Source organism: Sporocytophaga myxococcoides DSM 11118, from assembly GCF_000426725.1.
Taxonomy (GTDB): Bacteria; Bacteroidota; Bacteroidia; order Cytophagales; family Cytophagaceae; genus Sporocytophaga; species Sporocytophaga myxococcoides.
This window is the reverse complement of record NZ_AUFX01000006.1, coordinates 457,371-480,083: the sequence shown is the minus strand read 5'-3', so window position 1 is coordinate 480,083 and position 22,713 is coordinate 457,371. Positions and strand designations below refer to the sequence as shown.

The window sequence follows — 22,713 nt, the reverse complement described above, 5'->3', positions numbered from 1 at the left end:
AACTTCCCTGCTTTTTTTATAGTTTTACCCTTTAGATGAATTTAATAAAGCCATTTTTATTCCTATTGTGCTCTCTAATCTCTCAGGCAATGGTCCTGGCAGGAAGTGGTGATTCATTAATTACCGTTCAGAGAGAAAAACTTGACCTAAATAAGAAAGGCCAGTTTTTACTTCCAAAAGAAACCATCCTTCAACTTTATAATGATTTTACACCGATAAAAGTCATATCCCCGAGTGATGCGGAACAAATTGGCTTTGTTGATAAGAAAGGAAAGTTTGTTATTGCTCCTGCATATCATGTGCTGGTTGAGTCCTTTCAGAATGGTTGTGCTATAGTAGGTAATTACGAAGGCTCTAAAGTTATTAAGGGAGTGATTGATGAGAACGGAAAGGTTGTTGCTCCTCTGAAGTATGATTCGATAGCCAGAATTTCAAAAGCTGTGTTTGCCTGTAATCTGGGTGGCTATTTTGATTTTTACAATGCCGGAGGAATTCGTTTAAATGTTGAAAAGCTTTCAGATTTTAAAATAGAAGGAAATCTTGTGTCAGGGACCAATATTGAAGCTGAGCAAGGTGTTTTTGACCTGAATGGTAAGTTGCTTTTACCATTTCAACAGAAACATATTAATATCAAGGAATCCGGAATCGAAGGAAAGAAATACCCTGTCTGGGAAATAATGGAGGATGGAAAGGTATTGTTCACAATTCGCGCCGACAGTTTACAAGCTTTTCAACTAGGATTCAACAGATTTTTTAGAAATGAATATGTCGGTATTTTAAAAGGTAAAGAGGTTATTGCTCCTCCTGTGTATGCAGACATCCAAATTCTGGAGCCAAGATATTTTATAGTCAAGCGAGAAAAACTTTTCGGACTGATAGATAGCTCAGGAAAAGTGATACTGCCTGCAATATTTGACAGTATCGAGAAAACAAAATACGCCTCTTTGTTGAAGCTCTATTCAAAGGATGGGGAATCAGTTTTTAATAAAGATAGCAAGCAGGTGATATTTAGAAATGAAAAAGCTATTCATGTCCTCGATAGTATTTCTTTTGCTGTAAAAAATAAAAATGACAAATGGGGTGTAGTAGATTTAAACGGCTATACTATTATTCCATTTGAATATGATTCTATAGGATATAAAAGAGGGGACTTATTTGAAGCTGGTATGAAATTCATCGATAAACCAGAAATGGGAGTTATAGATTCAGACCAGCAATGGGTAATCTGCAAAGGTGAACTTGATTTATTTAATATTGGGCTTATTGAAGCTAATGAAGAAAAGGATAGCAGCGGTACTTTAAAAAGGAAGACTATTTGTAATCTCAATCCATACAAATTTGCTTCGTATGAAAAATTTCCCAATGGATTTATAAAAGTAACGAACTATAAAGGTCAGATCGGGTTGATCAACAGCAAAGGGAAAGAAATAGCAGAACCGATATATGACTCACTTGCGACGGTATCAGATACTCTTGACCTTTTCTTTTTAAGAAAAGGAAAAAATATCGGACTGATAGATGGCTCGGGTGTATTTGTGTTCAGCTTTAAAGACGATGTAACTGAAATACGACCTTTCGAAGATGGACATGCAGCATTTAAGAAGAAAGGGCTGTATGGATTTATAGATTTAAATGGAAACATCAGGGTGGCTCCAAAGTATCCTAAATATCAGAATTTCTCAGATGGTTATGCTGCTGTTGTGTTGCTTGGAAAATGGGGCTTTGTAGATAAAAATGAGAACATAGCTGTTCAGCCTTATTATCCTCAGGTACGACCTATGAGGAAGGGAGTTGCCAGAGTTTCCACTGGTGCTAATAAGTGGAAATTTATTGATTCTACAGGAAAAGATATAAACGGGAACGTCTACAATGAAATCGCTGTTTGCGGCAAAGGCCGATATAATGTCTTTAAGAATGGTAAAGTGGGATTGGCTGATGTTAATGGAAAGGAATTGATAGTTCCAAGATATGACCAGCTAAAGGATTATGAAAATGGGATTATAGAAGTAAAGAAGGATGGGAAAGCCGGATTTATTGATGAATCGGGTAATTTTACTATTCCTCTAGAATATGAAGATGTAGCTTACGATAAAATTAATAATAGATACTTTCTGCAACCAAAGCCGGAAGAGAAGACATCTATGGAGTTTACTTCAGATAAAAAATAACAGAATATTCCTTACTAAATGCCAATAAGAATTTTTGCCATACTGATTTGTTGTCTTTCTTTTTCCTTTTCAATTGCACAGGATAAGTCTTCGCTGATATATAGTGAAGGGTTGGCTGCTGTGAAAAAGAAGGTTTCTGAAGGCATTCGCTTTGGCTTTGTGGATGAGGAAGGAAAGCTTGTTATAGATTATAAGTATGATACAGTATATAAACCATTCAGGCAGGGGCTTGCAAATGTTGGCTTATTCGGTAAGTCGGGATTGATTAACAAGAAGGGGAAGGAAGTAATACCATTTCAATATAAAGAAATAGGAGATATCTCAAGGAATATCATTCCGGTGAAGAATGATCAGGGCTTGTGGGGGTTTTTGAAGAAGGACGGAAAGAAGATCACAGAATGCCTATATAATAATTACAGATTTTCTCATAAAGGAAGGATCATAGTTCAGCACAAAGGTAAATGGGGGATCATTGAAGGTAGCGGAAATCAGGCGGTTAATTTCAGCTATAACTACATTCAGTATCTTGATGGTAAAAACTTTCGGGTGCACAGAATAAACAGTTGGCAGATTAAAGATGCCAAGAATAAAGTGGTGGCAAGTTTTGAATTTGACTCGCTGAGACCAGGAATTGGAAATACTTTCATCTACTCGCTTATTGGAAGTTATGGACTTGTAGCTATGAATGGAAGTGTATTGACGGATCCTGCATATGAAGAAATTGGCTCTTTCAAAGGTAATGTGGCTCCTGCACTCAAGGATAAATGGGGAGCTGTGAATACTAGCGGAAAGGAAGTACTTCCATTTTTATTTGATAAAATTATTGTTGAATCAGCGTTTATCATTGCTGGTAAAAAAATACGGGATGGCTATAAGTTTCAGCTGTATGATCATGAAGGAAAATTGCTTGGTAAGCATGACTTTGATGAAGCAGGTTTTGCTTCTGAAAACCTTTGCGCAGTCAGAAAAAAGACGCTTTGGGGATATGCAGATAAAACGGGAGAGTTGGTAATACCTTGTAAATACAGAGATGTCTTTGTTTCTCCTGATGGATTGCTAGAAGTGACGACTGTTTCTAATCAGAAGATTGTCTTGAAAAAGGATGGCGAAACCATTGTTGAACCTGAAGATTTTTCTTTTTATAAAAAGGGTATACTCAAAGTGGATGCTACTCAGAAAGCTAGTTGGATTGTTCCCAAAAACACCTATGATACTTTTGAGAAGATCAATAATGACCTTTGGATTGTTTCTAAAGCCGGTAAATACGGTATTATAAATATTTCCGGAAAAGAACTGGTGCCTGTAAAGTATGATGCAATTCAGCCTCCTTCTCCCAACGGATATATTCCTGTTTCTCTGAGCAGGAAATGGGGGATAATCAATATGAGCAACCGCTTTACCGTACCACTTACCTATAAGTACGAAAAAATTTACCCTTTTAAAGATGGTTTATTTCGTGTAGTGGTAAATAAGAAATTTGGTTTCATTGATGGAGAAGGAAATATGTGGATTTCGCCTCAGTATGGCCAGGCAAGGGATTGCTCAGAGGGGATGGTCCCGGTTGTGATAAGAGATAAATGGGGCGTATTGGATAATAAAGAAGTCCTGAAAGCTCAACCATATTATGAATCTGTAACTGATTTTAAAAATGGTTCCGCTATTGTTAAAGAAGGTGGAAAATGGAACCTAATAAACAAGGAAGGGAAGCAGTTGCATAGTGTTCATTTTGATAAGATCGTGTCAACAAAATACGATCGGTATTTGCTTTATAAGGACAATAAGCTAGGTCTGGCAGATAAAAACGGTGAAGAGGCTCTTGCTCCTAAGTATGATGAGATAGAAGAGCTGGGTGATAACAAGATAAAAGTAAAGAAAGACGGTCTCTGGGGAGTATTAGACTATAATGAAAATATTGTGTTGCCGATTGAGAATGATGTAGTGATTTATGATTCCGCAACAGGAAATTTCTTTGCAGGAAAGAAGGGCAAGCTGGAAGTGATGCAAGTGAAATGAGTTGTAAGTTATAAGTATTAAGTTATAAGTAGCCACGTAAGAACTTACAACTTAATACTTATAACTTAATACTTATAACTTAATACTTTATTACAACTCTACCCCAAACCTTGCTCCAAGTTCTTTCAAATCCTTTTCAACAGGAGCTAATAATGGAATTCCTTTTTCCATTCTCTTCGCTTCCATCTCTCTTTCAGGGTCTCCTGGAATAAGTACTTTTTCTCCTTCTATTGCCTTTGCTGATCTGAATCGTGTGATCCAGTTATCCATATGTGATTTAAATTCTTCTTTTGGTCTCCAGGCATCTATGCGCATTGCTCCAAAGAAATGTCCTATACCTTCTCCCACAGGATCTGCAGGTGGTGCAAGGAAACTAACAAATGGAGGCACCCAAGGTCCATAATTCGCTCCTGAAAATACTGCCGAGAAAATGTCAACTATCGCACCAAGACAATAACCTTTGTGACTGCCATGTTCTCTGTCCCCTCCCAGTGGTAGTAGCGCACCACCATCTTTTAACTCATGAGGGTTAGTGCTTTGTGCTCCTTCTTTATTTTGGATCCAACCGTATGGAGCTTCTAGATTTTTTCTCTGCAGGATCTCAAGTTTCCCATTGGCTGCAGTTGTAGTAGCAAAGTCGGCAACAAAAGCAGGTTGCTTGTCTGCAGGTATAGAAACGGCTATGGGATTGGTTCCCAATAATCTTTCTAACGAAAACGTAGGCGCTACGAGTGGACTGGCATTTGTCATTGCGATACCTATCATGTCTTTCTCCAAGCCCATCATGGCGTGATAACCTGCAATACCAAAGTGGTTGGAGTTTTTTACTGATACCCATCCTGTTCCGGCTTTTTCTGCTTTCTCCATGGCAATCTGCATAGCCTGGGGAGCAATCACCAAGCCTAGTCCTCTGTCACCATCTACTACTGCTGTCGATGGTGTTTCATGAACGATCTTAAGTTTTGGGTTTGCATTAATTCTACCGGCTTCCCAAAGTCTTACATATCCGGAAAGTCTTGCTACACCATGAGAATCAACACCTCTAAGGTCGGCAGATACTAAAACTTTAGCTCCCAGTTTGGCGTCAGACTCTGGGCATCCCATTTTTTTAAGAATATTTTCAGTAAAGGAAAGTAAATGATGGTAGGCGTACATAATGCTCAATTTGTCTGCTAAACTATCAAATTAATATAAAAAAATCTATAAAAAATTTTTAAGCTCCACTAACTGGATGCTCAATAGAGTTGTTAGTTTGGCCTTTGAGCGCACATCAATTGCTTTTAGTAGAAACTTTTGAATAGCTTTACATTTAACTTTTATAAGAAAGTATCTTGTTCGAATTATTAAATACCTCAATACCAATCATGAAACGACTTTGCCTTTTTATTTTACTACTTGCTCAGATTCAGGCTTTCGCAGATGATAAGAAGAATCTCAAAGCAGATATAAAACAAGTAACTGTTTTTTTGAACAAGGCTCAGGTGACTAGTATACTTCAAACCAATCTGGAAGAAGGAACTAATGAGCTTCTTGTAGATGGCCTCCCTGCTGGCATTGACAAGCAAAGCATTCAGGTTTCCTGTAAAGGAGACTTTGTGATTATGTCTGTTAAGCATGACTTAAATTTCATTGATCCTCAGAAGAAAAGTGCTGAAATGATCGCATTGGAAGATTCGGTTCGTTTTTACAGAGTACTGGCTCGAAAGACGAAAAGCCTGAGTGATGCGCTTTTAAAAGAAGAAAAAATGATTCTGACCAACCAGGCTATAAAAGGTGAAAAGCAAACGATGACAGCGGATCAACTGGAGGATGTTGCTGATTTTTATAGAGAAAGACTGGAGGATATTCGTTTTACTTTGATAGACAATGATGATAAATTAAATGAACTTAATGAGAAGGCCACACGCTTTCAGCAACAGTTGGATGATCTTTTTAATGAAAGAAATAAGCATACCAGTAAAATTTCAATTTCCGTTTCCGCTAAGTCCGCTGGAAATGTTCAACTCGAGCTTCTTTATGTAGTAGACGATGCCGGCTGGACTCCTTTGTATGATATAAGAGTCAAAGATACCAAAGGCCCTGTTCAGGTTAATTATAAAGCTCATGTGTATCAGAATACCGGCCTGGATTGGAATAATGTAAGGCTAAAGCTCTCTACTTCAAACCCTACTTTAGGGGTAAACAAACCTGAGTTGAATTCATGGTATCTTAACTTTTATGAAGCTCCTACTGTAAGTACGACCGAGTTTCTAGAACCAGAAGTTGCTAAAGATGAAGAAGTATCAGAAGAAATGGTATCTCCAGATAGTGCTTACCGGAGCTTAGAGGAAGTGGTAATCATTGCCCAAAAAAGTTTCTATACATTGTCCCAACCCATCAGTGATTTTACCTCTGTTGTAGAGAATACAGTATCTGTAGAATTCGACATTGCTTTGCCTTATACAGTCCTATCAGGAAATAATCCGCAACTGGTCGACATTCAAAGTCATGAAGTAAAAGCAGATTATGAATATATCTCTGTGCCAAAGCTTGACAAGGATGCATTTCTTATTGCTTATGTGACTAATTGGGAAAATCTGAATCTACTCTCAGGAAATGCCAATATATTCTTTGAAGGTACTTTTGTCGGGGAATCATATATTGATGCACAAAACACAAGTGATACATTGTCGCTTTCTTTAGGAAGAGATAGCAAAGTGGTGGTTAAGAGAAATAAACTAAAAGAATTTACCAGGAAAAACTTTATCGGTCTGAACAAGAAAGAAGAACATGCTTTTGAAATTGAAGTTAGAAATACCAAGAAGGAAAGCATAAGTGTCCTGGTTGAAGATCAGATTCCGGTATCACAAAACAATCAGATCGAAGTGGAGCTGATAGATGGAGGAGGAGCTATTTTTGATAAGGCTAGCGGAAAGCTTCAGTGGAAGCTGAATATCGGGGCTGGAGAAACAAAGAAAGTTTTATTTAAATATGCATTGAAATATCCCAAAAATAAAATAGTTTCCGGTTTGTAAGAGTTTTAAATATTATGATTAGGTATTCTAGCTCTCATATAATAGTAAATGGACCTCATCCCTAACCCTTCTCCTGAAGGAGAAGGGAACAGTTCAGCGAAAAAATCATATGATTTTAAAAAATAGAGCTAATAACATATACATTAAAGTCCCTCTCTTTCAGGAGAGGGATTGAGGGTGAGGTTTATAATGAAATGCTACACTTTGCGAATTTAATACCTAATTTTTATAAGTATTAAAATCAGTTTCCGATATTCATTGAATAATTTATAGTTATTAATAGCAAATTAGTATGAAAAGACTTCTTATTGTGGCCTGCATTCTTATACAGTTACAGGCTTTTGCTGAGGATAAGAAAAACCTGAAAGCGGAAATAAAACAGGTTACAGTGTTCCTTAATAAAGCTCAGGTGACGAGCTCTATAAATACTCAGCTGGACCCTGGTTCTAATGAGCTCTTAATTGACGGGCTTCCTGCGGGCATTGACAAACAAAGTATTCAGGTTTCGGGGAAAGGTGATTTTGTGATCATGGCAGTAAAGCATGAACTGAATTTTGTAGATCCTCAGAAGAAGAGCAAAGAAATGATCGCTCTGGAAGATTCGATTCGTTTTTATCAGAAAGAAGCGAGAAAGCTGAGAAGTTTGAATGATGTGTATGCAAAGGAAGAACAAATGATTCTTGCAAACCAAAGCCTGAAAGGAGAGCAGCATACTATTACTGCGGATCAATTGGAGGATGTTGCAGATTTCTACAGAGAGAGACTTGAAGAAATTAAAAATGAGGTTATTGATATTGATGAAAAACTAAAAGTGATTCAGGAGAAAGCGGACAGGTTTCAAAGACAATTCAATGATCTTTTTAATGAAAGGAATAAGAATACAAGCAAAGTTACAATTTCGGTTTCTTCTAAATCCGGAGGCATTGCTCAGCTTGAGTTACAATATGTCGTAGCAGATGCAGGTTGGTATCCTTTGTATGATATAGGGGTAAAAGATACTAAAGGCTCAGTGCAGCTGAACTATAAAGCTCAGGTGTATCAGAACACAGGTTTAGACTGGAATAAGGTCAAGGTTAAACTGTCTTCTTCCAATCCTACTCTTGGCGGAGCAAAGCCGGAGTTGTATCCTTGGTATCTTGATTTCTATGAGCCCAAACCTGTAGTCAGATCTCCAAGATATCGAAGTGAAGGAGAAAGCTATGATAAGAAAAAAGAAGCTAAAACAATGTCATGGGAAAGCGAGGAAGCTGCAGGAGCGCCCGCCCCTGCAATGTCTGTAAGTAATTACACAACTGTTGTTGAAAATGCCACATCAGTAGAATTTGATATAGCATTGCCTTATACTATCCCTACGGGAAATACTCCTCAACTTGTAGACATCCAAAGTCATGAAGTAAAAGCAAGTTATCAATATACTGCTGTTCCAAAGATAGATCAGGATGCATTTCTGGTAGGTCATGTGACCGATTGGGATGAACTGAATTTGTTATCAGGCAATGCAAATATATTCTTTGAAGGAACCTTTGTCGGTGAGTCTTTCATTGATGTTAACAACACCAATGATACTCTTGCTCTTTCATTGGGAAGAGATAAGAAGGTAGTTGTAAAGAGAAATAAGATAAAAGACTTCACAAAGAAGAACTTTATAGGAGCTAATAAAAAAGAAGAATATGCTTTTGAAATTGAAGTGAGAAATACAAAGAAGGAGAGCATAGATATACTTGTAGAAGATCAGATTCCTGTTTCTCAGAACAGTCAGATCGAGGTGGAGGCGATAGATACTGGTGGAGCAATTTATAACAAAGACAATGGTAAACTTCAATGGAAACTGAGCTTGGGAGCAGGAGAAACAAAGAAAGTGTTATTCAAGTATTCAGTGAAGTATCCTAAGAATAAGACAGTAGGTGGGCTATAGCCTGTTTTGATAAGAATTAACATAAAAAAGAGGTCAGAAAAGTTTCTGACCTCTTTTTTATTATTGTTAGTGAATATTACTTACAATTTTCCCCATAAAACTTAGCAGCATTGATCTGTGTAGTCATCGACTGCATGTTTTTGAATTCACCCGCTTCAATTTTTCCTTTCAGTGCAGGACAGTCATTGTAGAATTTAATAGTATTGTCTGCAACTTTATTTGGGAGTAAGTGTCCCATTACCTCTAATTTCTGATCGCTCTTTTTCATGAGGCAAATACTGGCCCCTTCTTTCATTTTAAAAGGCATATAATTGTTGTTATCAAGAATTGGAGTGGCATAATGTTTATAGACTTTCACTTTATCATTTTCATGCATTACTCTGAATAGCTGATAACGCTCAGAACCTAATGATGGATTTCTATATTTTATAGATTCAAAAGTTGTTTTGTTAAGAACTAGTTTACTTGTATTGTCAGCAGTGATGTTCATTTTCCTTTGCCCGTCTGGGGTGTCCATTACAAATAAGGCTTTATGGTGTTCAGAAATAAAGCTCTCTTCACTTTCCAAATTATATATCCAAAGCTCTCCATCAATTCTGTTGTTGTCAAAGTCGATCAGGTAACCAGGTAACGCGACATAACCCATCGGAGGCTTCTCTCTTGGTATCATTGGTTTCGGACGGGTGATTGCCAGAATGTTCCCTGCTGGGTGAAACTTTAATGTTGAATTCATTCCGGGTCTTTCAAGGTGTCTCGTAACTGTATTGTTTGCTGCGAAACATTTTTTCAAATAAGTTACATTAGAAAGGATTCTTTTCCCATCACCAGCATCATAGTCATTTGCAATGATCTCATTACATGTTTTCTCGCAGTCATCAAGCTGCTCAAGCCAGAATTGAGAGATCGCAAGGTTAATAAGGTAGGCATATTTGATCTTTCTCATTTTCTTGTCAGTAGCATCTATTTTGGAAGCATTATTCTGCCAGTATTTTAAAGAAGGAGCAAGTGCTGTTCTGGTAGCTTCAAGCGATTGTGTATGTGTGATAGCTTTTAATGCTGCCGTTGTTTTATTTAGCTCTTCATTGAATGGTGCATATTCAGGAGATTTTTTAAGGTCTACTCTCCAAAGGATATCATTCACATTTATTGGCTGAAAGCAATAGTTGGTGCGGATATTGGCGAATGTACTATTAAAAAGAGCTTTATACGTGGATATGAAATAATCATACCGTTTTGACGGAAGCGTTTTCTGGATATAGTTGATGGCATCCTCCTTGGTAGTAAAAGTTTGAGATTTAAGGACTAAGGGTTGGTTTATTGTTGCTATTCCAATATTTTCTAACTGCTTGCCATTGGTATTATCTGTTAACTTTATGAATGTGGGAGCTATCATATTTGATAAGACATAATACCCTTGCAGCTGAATTAATTTACCTTGTGCATCCTTTGATTCATAAGTTGTATTTTCGATGGATTCCGAAATTGTCTCATACTTGTCGATGATTACATCAAGTATTATGTCTGCCGAGCGTGGGTCTTTTACATACTCAAATCCCTGGAGGTATACAGCATTTTCAATGTCTGCATCTTTTAATTGAAGTTTCCCAAGATATTCCGGATCAGAGTAAAGATTTACTGAATAAGTTTTTAGCGCGTTAAGCACGCCGAACTTCGGTAAATCCATGTATTTAATGTTGATGTATTCTTTGTCTAGGTCTATTTTCTGAGCTGTTGAAATGACTGAAATAAAAAGGAAGTAAAGTAAAATTATTTTTTTCATTGGTCTTAAAAATGTTTAATTGTCAGGTTTTTATACGTTAAAAAAATTAAAACTTATTGTGAATCTAAAATTAGATAAGAAAAATCTTAAAAGGAATATATATTTTTTTCTAATCGATCTTTGCTATTCTCTGTAGTCGTTTAATTCCTCCGATTAGGCATAAAATGATTCCTGGGTAGACATTATTGATGGAAGTACTTCTTGAGGTGCTGGAATAGCTTCTAAGGTATTTTTCGTAGATGGTCTAAGGGTTTTTCTGGATGAATGAAGGTTTTACAGGCTTAAGATTTTGTCCTAATTTTCGAAATAGAAATAGGTTAAATTTTTATAAAAACATTAAGTGGGGATTAGAATAAATTTAATAGTTATGATTAATTACATAGTTAAAATGAGTTTAGTCTGTATCTATTAATGATTAATATGAGGTTAACCTTTTATTGTCGATAGGTGTAATGTTTCAAAAGTGCATTTGTCAATTATATATTACATATGAAAGATTAGTAGAAAAACTCTGCAAAAACGAGCAGTTGTGTGGGTGCGTAAAACGAATCCATAGTCAACTCATTAAATGAAGATCCACTGCCCCTCAACAAGAATAGGAGTCTCAGCACTCTTCTTTTTGGTATTGCTCTCTCATCAAATTTTCGCACAGGTGCCCAATTGCACAACCGCAATGCTTCCCTCTAATGGAGGGACACTTGCAAATCCATTTACTCCTCTTACATGGAATGCTCCTAGCGGAACAGTAAGTGGGTATAGAATTTACATAGGAACGACCACTGCTGCAAATGAACTGATCAATGGAGCAACTGTTACCAATACAAGCTATACTTATAATGGCTCACTTAACTGTGGCAGCTCATACTATTGGAAAGTCGTTCCCTATAATGGAAGTGGATCTGCCACAGGATGCAGTGTTCAGTCATTCGCAATACTGGCTGCAGGAAACCCTGCATTGTTTCCTGTAGGTTCCTGGAATGCATATTGCTATGCCAGTACCAACTGGACAAACTATTCAGGATTTTATACTGCCTCGGGAATGGATTTTGATTCAAGAAATTCCTGGAACACTGCTCTTTCACCTTCTTCTGCTTCTGGCTATCAAGGCTGTTCTGTTCCTAATGATAATCATTCGGTAATATATAAAAGGCAGGGCTTCACTCCGGGTACATATTCATTGAATATTTTAAATGATGACGCATGTTATTTATATCTGAACGGTCAATTAATTTATTCTAAAGTAGTTTATAGTTCATCATTTGTAAATAATGTATGGACCGGAAATCTGGATGCAAGCTCACAGCTCGAATTCCGTTGGACTGAAAATGGCGGTGGTTCCAACGGAGCAATTAGTTTTGTACCAGCGACGCCTCCGGCATTTTCAGCAGGGTCTATTTCAGGAAATCAAACTCTTTGTCCTGGAAGTGATCCACTGTTATTTACAAGTATAACAGCTGGTTCTGGAGCATGCGGCTCTGTGACTTATCAGTGGCAGGAGGATATAAACTGTAGCGGAAACTGGTCTGATATATCCGGAGCTACTGGCGCTACATATGATGTTCAGGCTGGTATAACTCAAACGTCTTGCTACAGAAGAGTTGCCATAGACTATAATTGTAACAGAAGAGAATATTCGAATACCGTCATTGTTACTATTTCTCCCCAGCAACAAGGTAATCCATCGGTGTTTCCATTAAATACATGGAATGGATATGTTTATGATTTTAGCTTAACAGGTTATACATCTGCTGATGACAACTGGACAGACTATAAAGGTTATTTTGTATATCCCGGCGTTTCTGCTTTGGATCCGAGCTTTAATACAACTAATTTTTATACTGTAGCTTATGTTCCTTCATCAGGCCCTTCATATGCAGGTTGCCAGACAAGTAGTGCTTTGAGTGGTGTACAGTTTAAAAGAAAAGGGTTTCCTGCAGGAATTTATCAGCTCGATTTTAATTCTGATGATGCTGGTTTTTTATTTGTCAATGGAAGTCTTGTGTATAGTAGAGTAGGTTGCTGCAATGTAATAACCAATGTATGGACAGGGTCTTTGGATGAGAATTCAACTGTTGAATATCGATATAAAAATAATCAAGGGAATGCATTGGGTAGTCTGAAGTTTACCATAGTGGCTCCTGCCACTTTAGTTGGGGGAACTATTACAAGCAGTGCCTCTTCTGTAATATGTTCGGGTGATACGCCTCCTGCATTTACTTCATCATCTTCTGCATCTGGAGGATGTACTTTTGCAGGTTATCAATGGCAAATCAATACCGGATCTGGATGGAGTGACATATTGGGTGCTACAGGATTAGTTTATGCTCCGGCTAATGTTACTGTTACAACTTCTTATAGAAGAAATATAACGGATCTTTGCGGAACAGTGGCTTCATCTAATGTTCTGACCCTAACTGTCGGTACTCCTTCATTACTGAACAATACTACTTTTGGTGACAATAAATGGAATGGTTATGTATTTGATTTTGCCACAACCGGATACACCACTCAGGATAACAACTGGACTGATTATAAGGGGTATTTCTCGGTTAATAATCTTTCTTTGACATCGACTTCTCTTTACAGCAGTACTACGTCTCCTGCTTATGCCCCAGGTTATGAAGGCTGTCAGACTGGTAATACATTAAATGGTGTTCAGTTTAAAAGACAAGGTTTTCCTTCCGGGATATATCAGATTGATTTAAATTCAGATGATGCAGGATATTTGTATATCAATGGCGCACTTGTTTATAGCAGAACCTCCTGCTGTACACCAGTGTCAAATGTATGGACAGGAACTCTGGATGAAAATTCAAAAATAGATTTCAGGTACAAAAATGCTGGAGGTTCTGGTTATGGAACATTAACTTTAACTCTTGTTTCTCCTTCTCTCTTAATGGATCCAGGAACAATTGCCAATAACAACTCTTCAACTGTTTGTTCCGGAAATTCTTTGCCTCCATTTACCTCTGTGGCAAATGCAAGTGGTGATTGTTATATTAATTATCAATGGGAAGCTAATACAGGATCAGGTTGGAATGAAATTTCCGGGGCAACTGCACCTGCATATGCTCCGACTAATATAACTTCAAATACATCTTACAGAAGAAAAGCAATTAATGCATGTGGCAGTGGATCTGCATATTCTAATATTATTTCAATAACTGTAGGAACTTTATCTAGTGCTACCCCTGTGTTTGGAAACAATATCTGGAATGCATATGTCTATGATTTCGGAAGTGGAAATCCTACTGGAAACGGCGCATTTGCAAGCTCTAATACAAGTTGGATTAATAACTCAGGTACATTCCAGATCGCAGGTATTTCCGCAGCGAATCCAGGGTTCAATTCAAACACTGCTTATAGCTCGTCTAATCCTCCTTCTTATGCTTTAGGTTATCAAGGATGCCAGGTTGGAGCTACTTCAAACGGAGTAATATTTAAAAGGCAAGGATTTACAACAGGAACATATCAGATAGATTTTACTTCCGATGATCCGGGCTTCTTATATGTTAATGGTAATCTTGTTTCTTCCAGAACTGGAAGCGGGACAAATACTAACGCATGGACAGGAAATCTGAGTGCATCTTCAACGGTTGAACTCAGATACAAAAATTACTTGGGACTTGGACAAGCCATTGTAACATTTACTGCATTAACCAGTACGGCGTCTTTGACTCCGGGAGTTATTGCGGCGGATCAGACTGTTTGTCAGGGAACTGTACCAGCAACATTTACTGTAGTCACTCCTGCAACCTCAGGTTGCTACATTTCCTACCAGTGGCAGAGTGCTAATGCTGCTGCTGGCCCATGGTCTGACATCTCCGGAGCTGTAAATGCGACTTATACTTCACCTTCTTTAACTCAGACAAAATATTTCAGAAGACAAGCAACAGATGGTTGCGGTGGCAGTGATGTGTCTAATATTATTGTATTGAATGTGAACCCTGTCCCTGCCGGAACAGGAACCATCTCAGGGCCTGCTACATTCTGCCCGAGCCAGACAGGGGTTGCTTATAGTATTGCTGATGTTTCCTATGCGACAAGCTATAACTGGTCCTTGCCTTGGGGGGCAAGTATTGTATCAGGTGCAGGTACGTCATCAGTTATTGTAAACTTTGGAACAAACTCAGGTAATATATCTGTGACACCTGTGAATATATGCGGAAATGGGACTCTTGTATCAAAGGCAGTTGCAATAACATCTCTGCCTTCAGCAGCAGGAACATTTACTACTTCTACTTCCACTGTGTGTAATGGTCAGGCAGGCGTTATATATACTATAGCGGCAGTTTCTGGAGCTTCGAGTTATAACTGGACAGTTCCTGCAGGTGCTTCAATTACCTCACCCACCTCAAATACAAATTCCATCACACTAACTTTTGGGTCAACATCAGGTAATGTTACTGTGACACCTGTAAACTCTTGCGGAAATGGGACAGCCAGAAGTCTTGCAGTAACTGTAAATAATGTACCTTCAGCAGCTGGAGCCATCTCCGGACTATCAGGGGTTTGCAGAGGACAAACAAACGTCGCGTACAGCATCCCCGCAGTAACAGGTGCAACAAGTTATTCATGGAGCATTCCTTCAGGTGTGACTGTTACCTCTGGTGCAGGAACAAGATCTATTATTGTGACTTATACAGGTACTAGTATAAGTGGAATTATTAAGGTGACTCCTGTTAATACTTGTGGAAACGGGGCATCGTCGTCTGTTACTGTAACAGTTTCAACATCTACGCCTTCTGCGGCAGGTGCGATCTCCGGCCCAGCTTCTGCTTGTGCAGGTACAACCGGACTTGTGTATTCCATCGCTGCTGTATCAAATGCAACAGGTTATAACTGGGTTGTTCCTTCTGGTTCTACGATTACTTCAGGATTAAACACCAATTCAATCACTATCAATCTTGGATCAGTATCTGGTAATGTTACGGTCACCCCGACAAACGCGTGTGGTAGCGGAACCGTAAGTGCTGCATTTCCGGTGTCGGTCAATCCCTTTCCTGCTACTGCCGGAGCAATCACTGGATCTGTTTCTGTATGCGCCGGAGCAAGTGGCCTGACTTACAGTATTCCTGCATCAGCGAATTCAACAGGTTATACCTGGACTTTACCTTCAGGTGCTGCCATTACAGCAGGCGCGAATACAAGAAATATAACAGTAACTATGGGATCAACGAGTGGCAATATAACAGTAACTCCAACTAACGCATGCGGAAACGGAACAGGGAACAGTATACCAGTCAATGTAATAACTCAGCCTTTGTCAGCTGGAACTATTTCCGGGGCAGATGAAGTTTGTAAAAATTCAACTGGTCTGTTATATAGCATTTCTCCTGTTTCTGGTGCAACAAGTTATATATGGTCGGTGCCTTCGGGAGCAACTGTTTCATCCGGGGCAGGAACGTCAAACATAACAGTCAATGCGGGTACTTTAGGTGGAAACATATCTGTAACCCCCGTGAACGCATGTTTTAATGGAGCAACATCATCAAAAACTATTGGTGTTACGAACGCAGCTCCTTCTGCAGCAGCAATTATTAGCGGTCCTGCAACTGTTTGTGCAAATGTAGTAGGCGTATCTTATAGCTTAACTCCAGTGTCGGGAGCTACAAGTTACGCATGGACAGTTCCTTCTGGTGCTGCTGTAAATTCAGGTCAAGGCTCTAATTCAATATCAGTTACTTTTGGTAATACTCCTGGCAATATAAGCGTAACTCCTGTAAATGTTTGTGGTAATGGAGGCTCTTCAAGTCTTGCAATTGGAATAAGTCCGGGGCCCGGCGCTATTGGAGCAATATCAGGTGCTTCTGTAGTTTGCAAAGGTCAGGTTAACGTATCTTACAGTATAGGTGTAGTATCTAATGCTTCATCTTATCTATGGTCAGTTCCTGCAGGTGCAGAAATAACGTCAGGGACCGGTACAGAAAGTATTCTGGTTTCTTATGAAAATGTTAAAGAATTAACGGGGGCTATATCTGTAATTGCATCCAATTCATGTGCGACTACATCTAATAGCCTCTCTATTTCTATAGATCAGGGATGCCATTTAACCTGGACAGGTTCTTTGAATAATGACTGGTCTGCAGCAGCCAATTGGAATCAGGGATTTGTGCCAACAAAAGAAAATGATGTCACCATACCTGCCAACAATTTTCATAGTCCAGTATTGACAAAGGCTTCTTACTGTAAATCATTAATCAACAACGATACTATTTCGATAGGAGTCAATACCCTCAATGTAAATGGTGACCTTTTTAATAATGGGAATATTAAATCTGTTTTCGGTTCTGTTATTGCCATGAAAGGTTCAGTTGAGCAGAAGTTCAAGGGATTGTCTACAGTTAGTGGCCTTACTATAGATAATACATCAGGAGTACAAATCCAGAGTTCGTTGACAATTACCGGACGATTGTTGCTTGTAAAAGGTACTCTTAATTCGAATGGTAATGTTCAGATAGATATAGATAATGGAGGTAATATCGGCTACAATCCAGAAGATAATGGAAGTGTGAGTGGTAATCTGACAGTTTACAGAGCTGTTAAGTCAATTAAAACCCATTATTTCTCATGCCCTCTGGATAATGTTGCAGCTAGCGATTTGGCTGATGATGCAGTAGTTTTAAGTAATGGAAAAACCAGGTTGTTCAAAAGTAACTTTGATACCCAAAACTGGGATGGAATTGTGGATATGAATACGATTTTATCTCCGAACTCAGCTTATAGCATGTTTTTCCCTGCGCAAACCGTGGTAGATTTTACAGGATCATATTCTCATAATGCCACTTATTCAACACCTCTGTATCCCAATACAGGGAAGAAATACTTATTTATAGGAAATCCTTATCCTACAGCTTTGGATTGGGATAACCAATCGGGTTGGACGAAAAATAATATTAATGATGCTGTATATTACTGGAATCCGGTTGTATCTGGTTATGCTTCCTATGTCTCAGGCTTTGGAACCAATAGTGCAACTCAATACATACCTGCGATGAACTCATTTTTCGTCTCTACTACAGGTACAGGTGGTACAGCTTCTCTTGGTATCAATAATAATGCAAGGGTGGAAAAGAAAGCTTCTTTTTGGAGAGTTGGTGCTGAGCAATCTATAAGACTTAAAATAAAGAGTGATAATTTGTCAGATGAAACAATAATAAGATGGAATGATATGGCAACTCCTACTTTTGATAAATCATTTGATGCTTATAAGATGATGAATAGCGGAACTACTCCCAATATTTATAGTGTGGTGGATGGTGTTAAATATTCTATTAATGGTTTGGAAACCCCATATATTTATCCAGCAATACCCGTGTCAGTTGGAATCCCTGCAGATGGAACTTACACTATCAGTATGATTAATAGTGATCCTTCTTTAAATTATGTTCTGGTAGATAAAAAGCTTGGAGTACAATTCCCTATCGAAGGTCAGGATTATAATTTTTCAGCGCTTAAAACGGATGCTTCTGATCGTTTTGAATTGCAATTGGGGTCAAATGTGGTAACGGGAGTGGATCAGATTAAAGCAATAACAGATTTGAATATCAGTTCTACAACAGGTGGCTTCAACATATTCTCAAATGCAAATTCTGATAAAACGGCTCTTGTAGAAGTGTTCGATTTAAAAGGAAAGATGATAAGTGCATTTCAGAATGTGATCCTTGCAAATGGGAATAACTTCCTTCCTTTGTCAGTAACAAATGGAGTATATATGGTTAAGGTGAATATTGAAAATGTTAGCTATGCGGACCAGATAACTTTGGTGAGATGATTTTGAGGCACGGCATAAAGCTTAAAAACGAAAGGTATAACCACCTTCGACTTTAAGCTTTATGCGTTCAGCTTATTGATTCATGGTTAATTGCTTTCGCAAGGACACCTTCTTTCAGTGCATACGCAGATACACGGATTTTTTCTAGTTGATATTTCTCAACTATATAGTTAATGAGTATACAGGCTACAACAATCATATCTACCCGCATATCTATCATGCCGGGTATAACCATTCGTTCAGCTCTGTTTTTTTTCAGAACCTCGTGGAATGTTTGTCTGAAGCTATCGAGAGGCAAATCATATTCCTTTTGCTTATCATTCAGTGAAATCCCCTTTCTGAGAGAATCTATGTCTGCAAGAGTATCAAATGTTCCGGAAGATCCTACCAGCAGGTCTGGTTGAAAATTCTGTACAGCAGCTGTTAGGGCAGGTAATTTTTCTTCAAGATAATTTATAACCTGACTTACCTGATCTTTTTGAATAGGATCGGAAGGAATGAAGAGGTCTAGCATTCTTTGAGCTCCGATTTCAAAGCTCTCTTTCCAGAAAATCTTATCAGAATTGCAAATGATAAATTCCACGCTGCCGCCTCCGATATCCATAATCAGGCTTGTATCAGTTCCAAGGTTCAGCGCATTTTTAACTCCATGATAAATTAGTTCAGCTTCACGTTCCCCGGAGATGACATGGACAGAAATGTTAAATCTGTTTTTTATTTCCCGGATGAAATCTTCGCCATTTTTGGCACTTCTTACTGCACTTGTACCAGTGGCAAATATTTCATTTACCCCAAATTCATCCATTTTTTTCCTGAATTCGGAAAGCGTAGCAAACGCTCTTTCAAAGGCTTCCGGACTGATCACTCCTTTGGTTATTCCGCCCTGTCCGATTTTTACAGAAGTTTTTTTCTTAAAAAGAACTTTATATCCATCCGATTCCGTCTCTATAATCAGCAGATGAAATGTATTCGTTCCCAGGTCGATAACCGCAATTTTTCTAGTTGCCATAAATAAAAATATCTTGACAAGATAAGGAATTACCCGTGTTTTTGGGGATGGAAAATGAAATTTACCAATATATGTAAGCGTGGATTTTTAAAAATGTTTAAGCTATAATTTTACTATTTTGAATATCAGGATGTTTGTTGAAATTTGATTGCTTTCTCCCAAAGAAAGAAGAAATTTGATATTTTCATGGATTCAGAAGTTATTTTGAATTCTAAGTTTATCTTTAGAACTAAATGAAAACAACCAAAGAAAAATTTGAACTTCTTGAGAAGAAAAATCAGGATGCAATAAAAGGTGGGGGCAAAGAGCGTAATGATGCTCAGCATGCCAAGGGAAAACTTACTGCCAGAGAAAGAATTGGATTGCTGCTGGATGAAGGAAGTTTCGAGGAAACCGGAAAGTTTGTTACGCACAGAAGCAGAGAGTTTGGTCTGGAAAATGAGCAATACCTGGGTGATGGCGTTGTTACTGGATTTGGAAAAGTGAATGGAAGACTGGTGTATGTATTCAGTCAGGACTTTACTGTATTTGGCGGTTCTTTATCTGAGACACACGCAGAAAAAATTTGTAAGGTAATGGACCTCGCTATGAAAAACGGTGCTCCGTTAATCGGCCTTAATGATTCAGGTGGTGCGAGAATTCAGGAGGGAGTTGTTTCATTAGCAGGATATGCAGATATCTTTTATAAAAACACTCTTGCATCAGGAATGGTACCACAGATTTCTGCTATTATGGGACCGTGTGCAGGAGGCGCTGTATACTCTCCCGCAATTACGGACTTTATCATGATGGTGGAGAATACTTCATACATGTTTGTCACAGGGCCGAATGTAGTGAAAACTGTAACACACGAAAATGTAACTGCCGAAGAGCTTGGTGGAGCCTCTGCTCATAGTGTGAAGAGTGGAGTGACTCATTTCGCCTGTGCCAATGAGATCGAATGTATAGATTATCTCAAAACATTACTGAGCTACATTCCGCAGAATTGTGATGAAGAAGCACCTTCATATGCTTACAATTCGAGTAACGAATTCCGTCCTTCATTAAATTCAATCATTCCTGATAATCCCAATCAGCCTTATGATATGAGAGATGTGATCAGTCATATAGTAGATGAGGAATCTTTTTTTGAAGTACATAAGAATTTTGCAGAAAACATTGTTGTGGGTTTTGCAAGACTGGCAGGCAGAAGTATCGGTATCGTTGGGAATCAGCCTTCAGTGCTTGCTGGTGTGCTGGATATCAATTCAAGTACAAAAGCTGCAAGGTTTGTACGTTTCTGCGATTGCTTTAATATTCCTCTACTTGTGCTGGAAGATGTGTCTGGCTTTTTGCCTGGAACGCACCAGGAGTGGAATGCTATCATTACTAATGGAGCCAAACTTCTTTATGCATTTTCAGAGGCAACAGTTCCAAGAATAACAGTCATTACAAGGAAAGCATATGGAGGAGCTTATGATGTGATGAATTCAAAACACATTGGCGCTGATTTGAATTATGCCTGGCCTACTGCTGAGATAGCAGTAATGGGGGCAAAAGGAGCAGCTGAAATTATTTTTAAGAGAGAAATAGCATCGGCTGAAAATCCAGAAGCAAAGCTGCAGGAGAAAATTGATGAATATACGGATAAGTTTGCAAACCCTTATCTGGCAGCAAGTAGGGGCTATATCGATGAAGTAATCATGCCTGAGGAAACCAGAAAAAAATTGATTTCAGGTTTCGAAATGCTCAAAAATAAGGCGGTAGCAAGACCAAAGAAAAAACACGGAAATATCCCTTTGTAAATTTTAAACTCAAATAATCATTAGCAGTTGAAGAGTCCTGTTAGTTAATATAATCAGTTACTTTAATATAAACTCTAATGAATTGATCAACAATGATATTTTTTTTTATAACGATATTATTAGTTAAAACTTTAAAAGACATAAGAGTAACTATAGACATAAAACTATGAATCAAGAGAGCAGGACATTTTTAGAGAAGTATCTTAACAATGCTTCTCCCACAGGTTTCGAATGGACGGGGCAGCAGCTTTGGCTGGATTATATCAAGCCATTCATTCATGAATATTTTACAGATACTTATGGGACAGTTGTTGGGGTTATTAATCCTGGAGCTCCTTATAAAGTGGTGATAGAGGCGCACGCGGATGAGATCTCCTGGTTTGTAAACTATATTACAAAAGACGGATATATCTATCTCAGAAAAAACGGAGGGTCTGATCATGCAATTGCTCCATCAAAGAGAGTTAATATCCACACTTCTAAAGGTGTGGTGAAGGGCGTGTTCGGATGGCCTGCCATTCACGTGAGAGATAATGAAAACGACAAACCGCCGACAATGAAAAATCTTTTTCTTGATCTTGGCTGTGAGTCTAAGGAAGAAGTAGAAGCATTAGGAGTGCATGTCGGTTGTGTGGCAACTTTTGAGGATGATTTCACTGAGTTGAATAATAAATTCTATGCAGGAAGAGCACTGGATAATAGAATAGGTGGTTTTATGATTGCGGAAGTTGCAAGAAGAATCAAGGAGAACGGGAATCAGCTTCCTTATTCTCTTTATGTTGTAAATGCAGTGCAGGAAGAAATCGGGCTACGTGGTGCAGAGATGATTGCTCACAGAATTAATCCTGATGTTGCCATTGTAACAGATGTTTGTCATGATACGCAATCACCTGCATACAATAAAATACAAAACGGAGATTTGTCATGCGGAAAAGGCCCTGTACTTACTTATGGTCCTGCTGTTCAAAACAATCTTCTTTCAATGATTATCAAAACTGCAGAAGAGAAAGGGATCCCTTTTCAGCGTGCTTCGGCATATAGAGCAACAGGCACGGATACGGATGCATTTGCTTATTCCAACAGTGGTGTTTGTTCTGCATTGATATCATTGCCATTGAAGTACATGCATACTACTGTTGAAATGGTTTCGAAGCAGGATGTTGAAAATGTAATCAATCTTATGTATGAATTCCTGCTTCAGTTACCTGCTGGGCATGATTTCAGATATATAAAATAAATTAATAAATATTAAAGGA

Annotated in this window: 10 protein-coding genes; 7 read left to right on the top strand and 3 right to left on the bottom strand. The window is 38.3% G+C overall.

What is annotated here, in order from left to right; all coding sequences use genetic code 11:
* Positions 1 to 35 precede the first annotated feature (35 nt).
* Positions 36 to 2,168 carry a WG repeat-containing protein gene (locus K350_RS0110525; protein WP_081670957.1) on the top strand — a complete coding sequence of 711 codons (2,133 nt, stop codon included), beginning with the start codon at positions 36 to 38 and terminating at the stop codon, positions 2,166 to 2,168.
* A gap of 18 nt (positions 2,169 to 2,186) precedes the next feature.
* A complete protein-coding gene (locus K350_RS0110520) occupies positions 2,187 to 4,181 on the top strand; it encodes a WG repeat-containing protein (RefSeq protein ID WP_028979879.1) in 1,995 nt (664 codons plus the stop codon).
* Positions 4,182 to 4,271: 90 nt separating this feature from the next.
* Here the strand turns inward: K350_RS0110520 and K350_RS0110515 are convergent, their stop codons facing one another.
* Positions 4,272 to 5,336, bottom strand: coding sequence for an Ldh family oxidoreductase (locus tag K350_RS0110515; RefSeq protein ID WP_037575034.1), 1,065 nt, complete (start codon positions 5,334 to 5,336; stop codon positions 4,272 to 4,274).
* 209 nt (positions 5,337 to 5,545) lie between these two features.
* Between K350_RS0110515 and K350_RS28270 the strand changes: the two genes are divergently transcribed.
* Both K350_RS28270 and K350_RS0110505 read left to right on the top strand, forming a co-directional pair.
* The gene (locus K350_RS28270; RefSeq protein WP_051313035.1) at positions 5,546 to 7,195 is read left to right on the top strand and encodes a DUF4139 domain-containing protein; all 1,650 of its coding nucleotides are present in this window, start codon (positions 5,546 to 5,548) and stop codon (positions 7,193 to 7,195) included.
* Positions 7,196 to 7,487: 292 nt separating this feature from the next.
* Positions 7,488 to 9,110, top strand: a complete 1,623-nt coding sequence (locus K350_RS0110505; RefSeq protein ID WP_037575031.1) for a DUF4139 domain-containing protein — start codon at positions 7,488 to 7,490, stop codon at positions 9,108 to 9,110.
* 76 nt (positions 9,111 to 9,186) lie between these two features.
* On the opposite strand, the gene K350_RS0110500 is transcribed toward K350_RS0110505, so the two are convergent.
* Positions 9,187 to 10,890, bottom strand: a complete 1,704-nt coding sequence (locus tag K350_RS0110500; protein ID WP_028979876.1) for a hypothetical protein — start codon at positions 10,888 to 10,890, stop codon at positions 9,187 to 9,189.
* A 568-nt stretch (positions 10,891 to 11,458) separates the two neighbouring features.
* Between K350_RS0110500 and K350_RS31025 the strand changes: the two genes are divergently transcribed.
* Positions 11,459 to 18,664 (top strand): T9SS type A sorting domain-containing protein, encoded by a 7,206-nt coding sequence (locus K350_RS31025; RefSeq protein WP_081670956.1) that lies wholly within the window; start codon positions 11,459 to 11,461, stop codon positions 18,662 to 18,664.
* A 67-nt stretch (positions 18,665 to 18,731) separates the two neighbouring features.
* Here the strand turns inward: K350_RS31025 and K350_RS0110490 are convergent, their stop codons facing one another.
* The gene (locus K350_RS0110490; RefSeq protein ID WP_028979875.1) at positions 18,732 to 19,673 is read right to left on the bottom strand and encodes a Ppx/GppA phosphatase family protein; all 942 of its coding nucleotides are present in this window, start codon (positions 19,671 to 19,673) and stop codon (positions 18,732 to 18,734) included.
* Between the two features lie 233 nt (positions 19,674 to 19,906).
* On the opposite strand from K350_RS0110490, the gene K350_RS0110485 reads away from it, so the two are divergent.
* Complete coding sequence (locus K350_RS0110485) at positions 19,907 to 21,457, top strand: acyl-CoA carboxylase subunit beta (protein ID WP_028979874.1); 1,551 nt, start codon at positions 19,907 to 19,909, stop codon at positions 21,455 to 21,457.
* Positions 21,458 to 21,623: 166 nt separating this feature from the next.
* Positions 21,624 to 22,694: a M42 family metallopeptidase gene (locus K350_RS0110480; RefSeq protein WP_028979873.1), complete on the top strand. Its 1,071-nt coding sequence runs from the start codon at positions 21,624 to 21,626 to the stop codon at positions 22,692 to 22,694.
* Positions 22,695 to 22,713 lie beyond the last annotated feature (19 nt).

Bases quoted from the DNA above. Each gene is read 5' to 3' on its own strand.
- K350_RS0110525 (WP_081670957.1), top strand. From the start codon at position 36: ATGAATTTAATAAAGCCATTTTTATTCCTATTGTGCTCTCTAATCTCT.
- K350_RS0110520 (WP_028979879.1), top strand. From the start codon at position 2,187: ATGCCAATAAGAATTTTTGCCATACTGATTTGTTGTCTTTCTTTTTCC.
- K350_RS0110515 (WP_037575034.1), bottom strand. From the start codon at position 5,336: ATGTACGCCTACCATCATTTACTTTCCTTTACTGAAAATATTCTTAAA.
- K350_RS28270 (WP_051313035.1), top strand. From the start codon at position 5,546: ATGAAACGACTTTGCCTTTTTATTTTACTACTTGCTCAGATTCAGGCT.
- K350_RS0110505 (WP_037575031.1), top strand. From the start codon at position 7,488: ATGAAAAGACTTCTTATTGTGGCCTGCATTCTTATACAGTTACAGGCT.
- K350_RS0110500 (WP_028979876.1), bottom strand. From the start codon at position 10,890: ATGAAAAAAATAATTTTACTTTACTTCCTTTTTATTTCAGTCATTTCA.
- K350_RS31025 (WP_081670956.1), top strand. From the start codon at position 11,459: ATGAAGATCCACTGCCCCTCAACAAGAATAGGAGTCTCAGCACTCTTC.
- K350_RS0110490 (WP_028979875.1), bottom strand. From the start codon at position 19,673: ATGGCAACTAGAAAAATTGCGGTTATCGACCTGGGAACGAATACATTT.
- K350_RS0110485 (WP_028979874.1), top strand. From the start codon at position 19,907: ATGAAAACAACCAAAGAAAAATTTGAACTTCTTGAGAAGAAAAATCAG.
- K350_RS0110480 (WP_028979873.1), top strand. From the start codon at position 21,624: ATGAATCAAGAGAGCAGGACATTTTTAGAGAAGTATCTTAACAATGCT.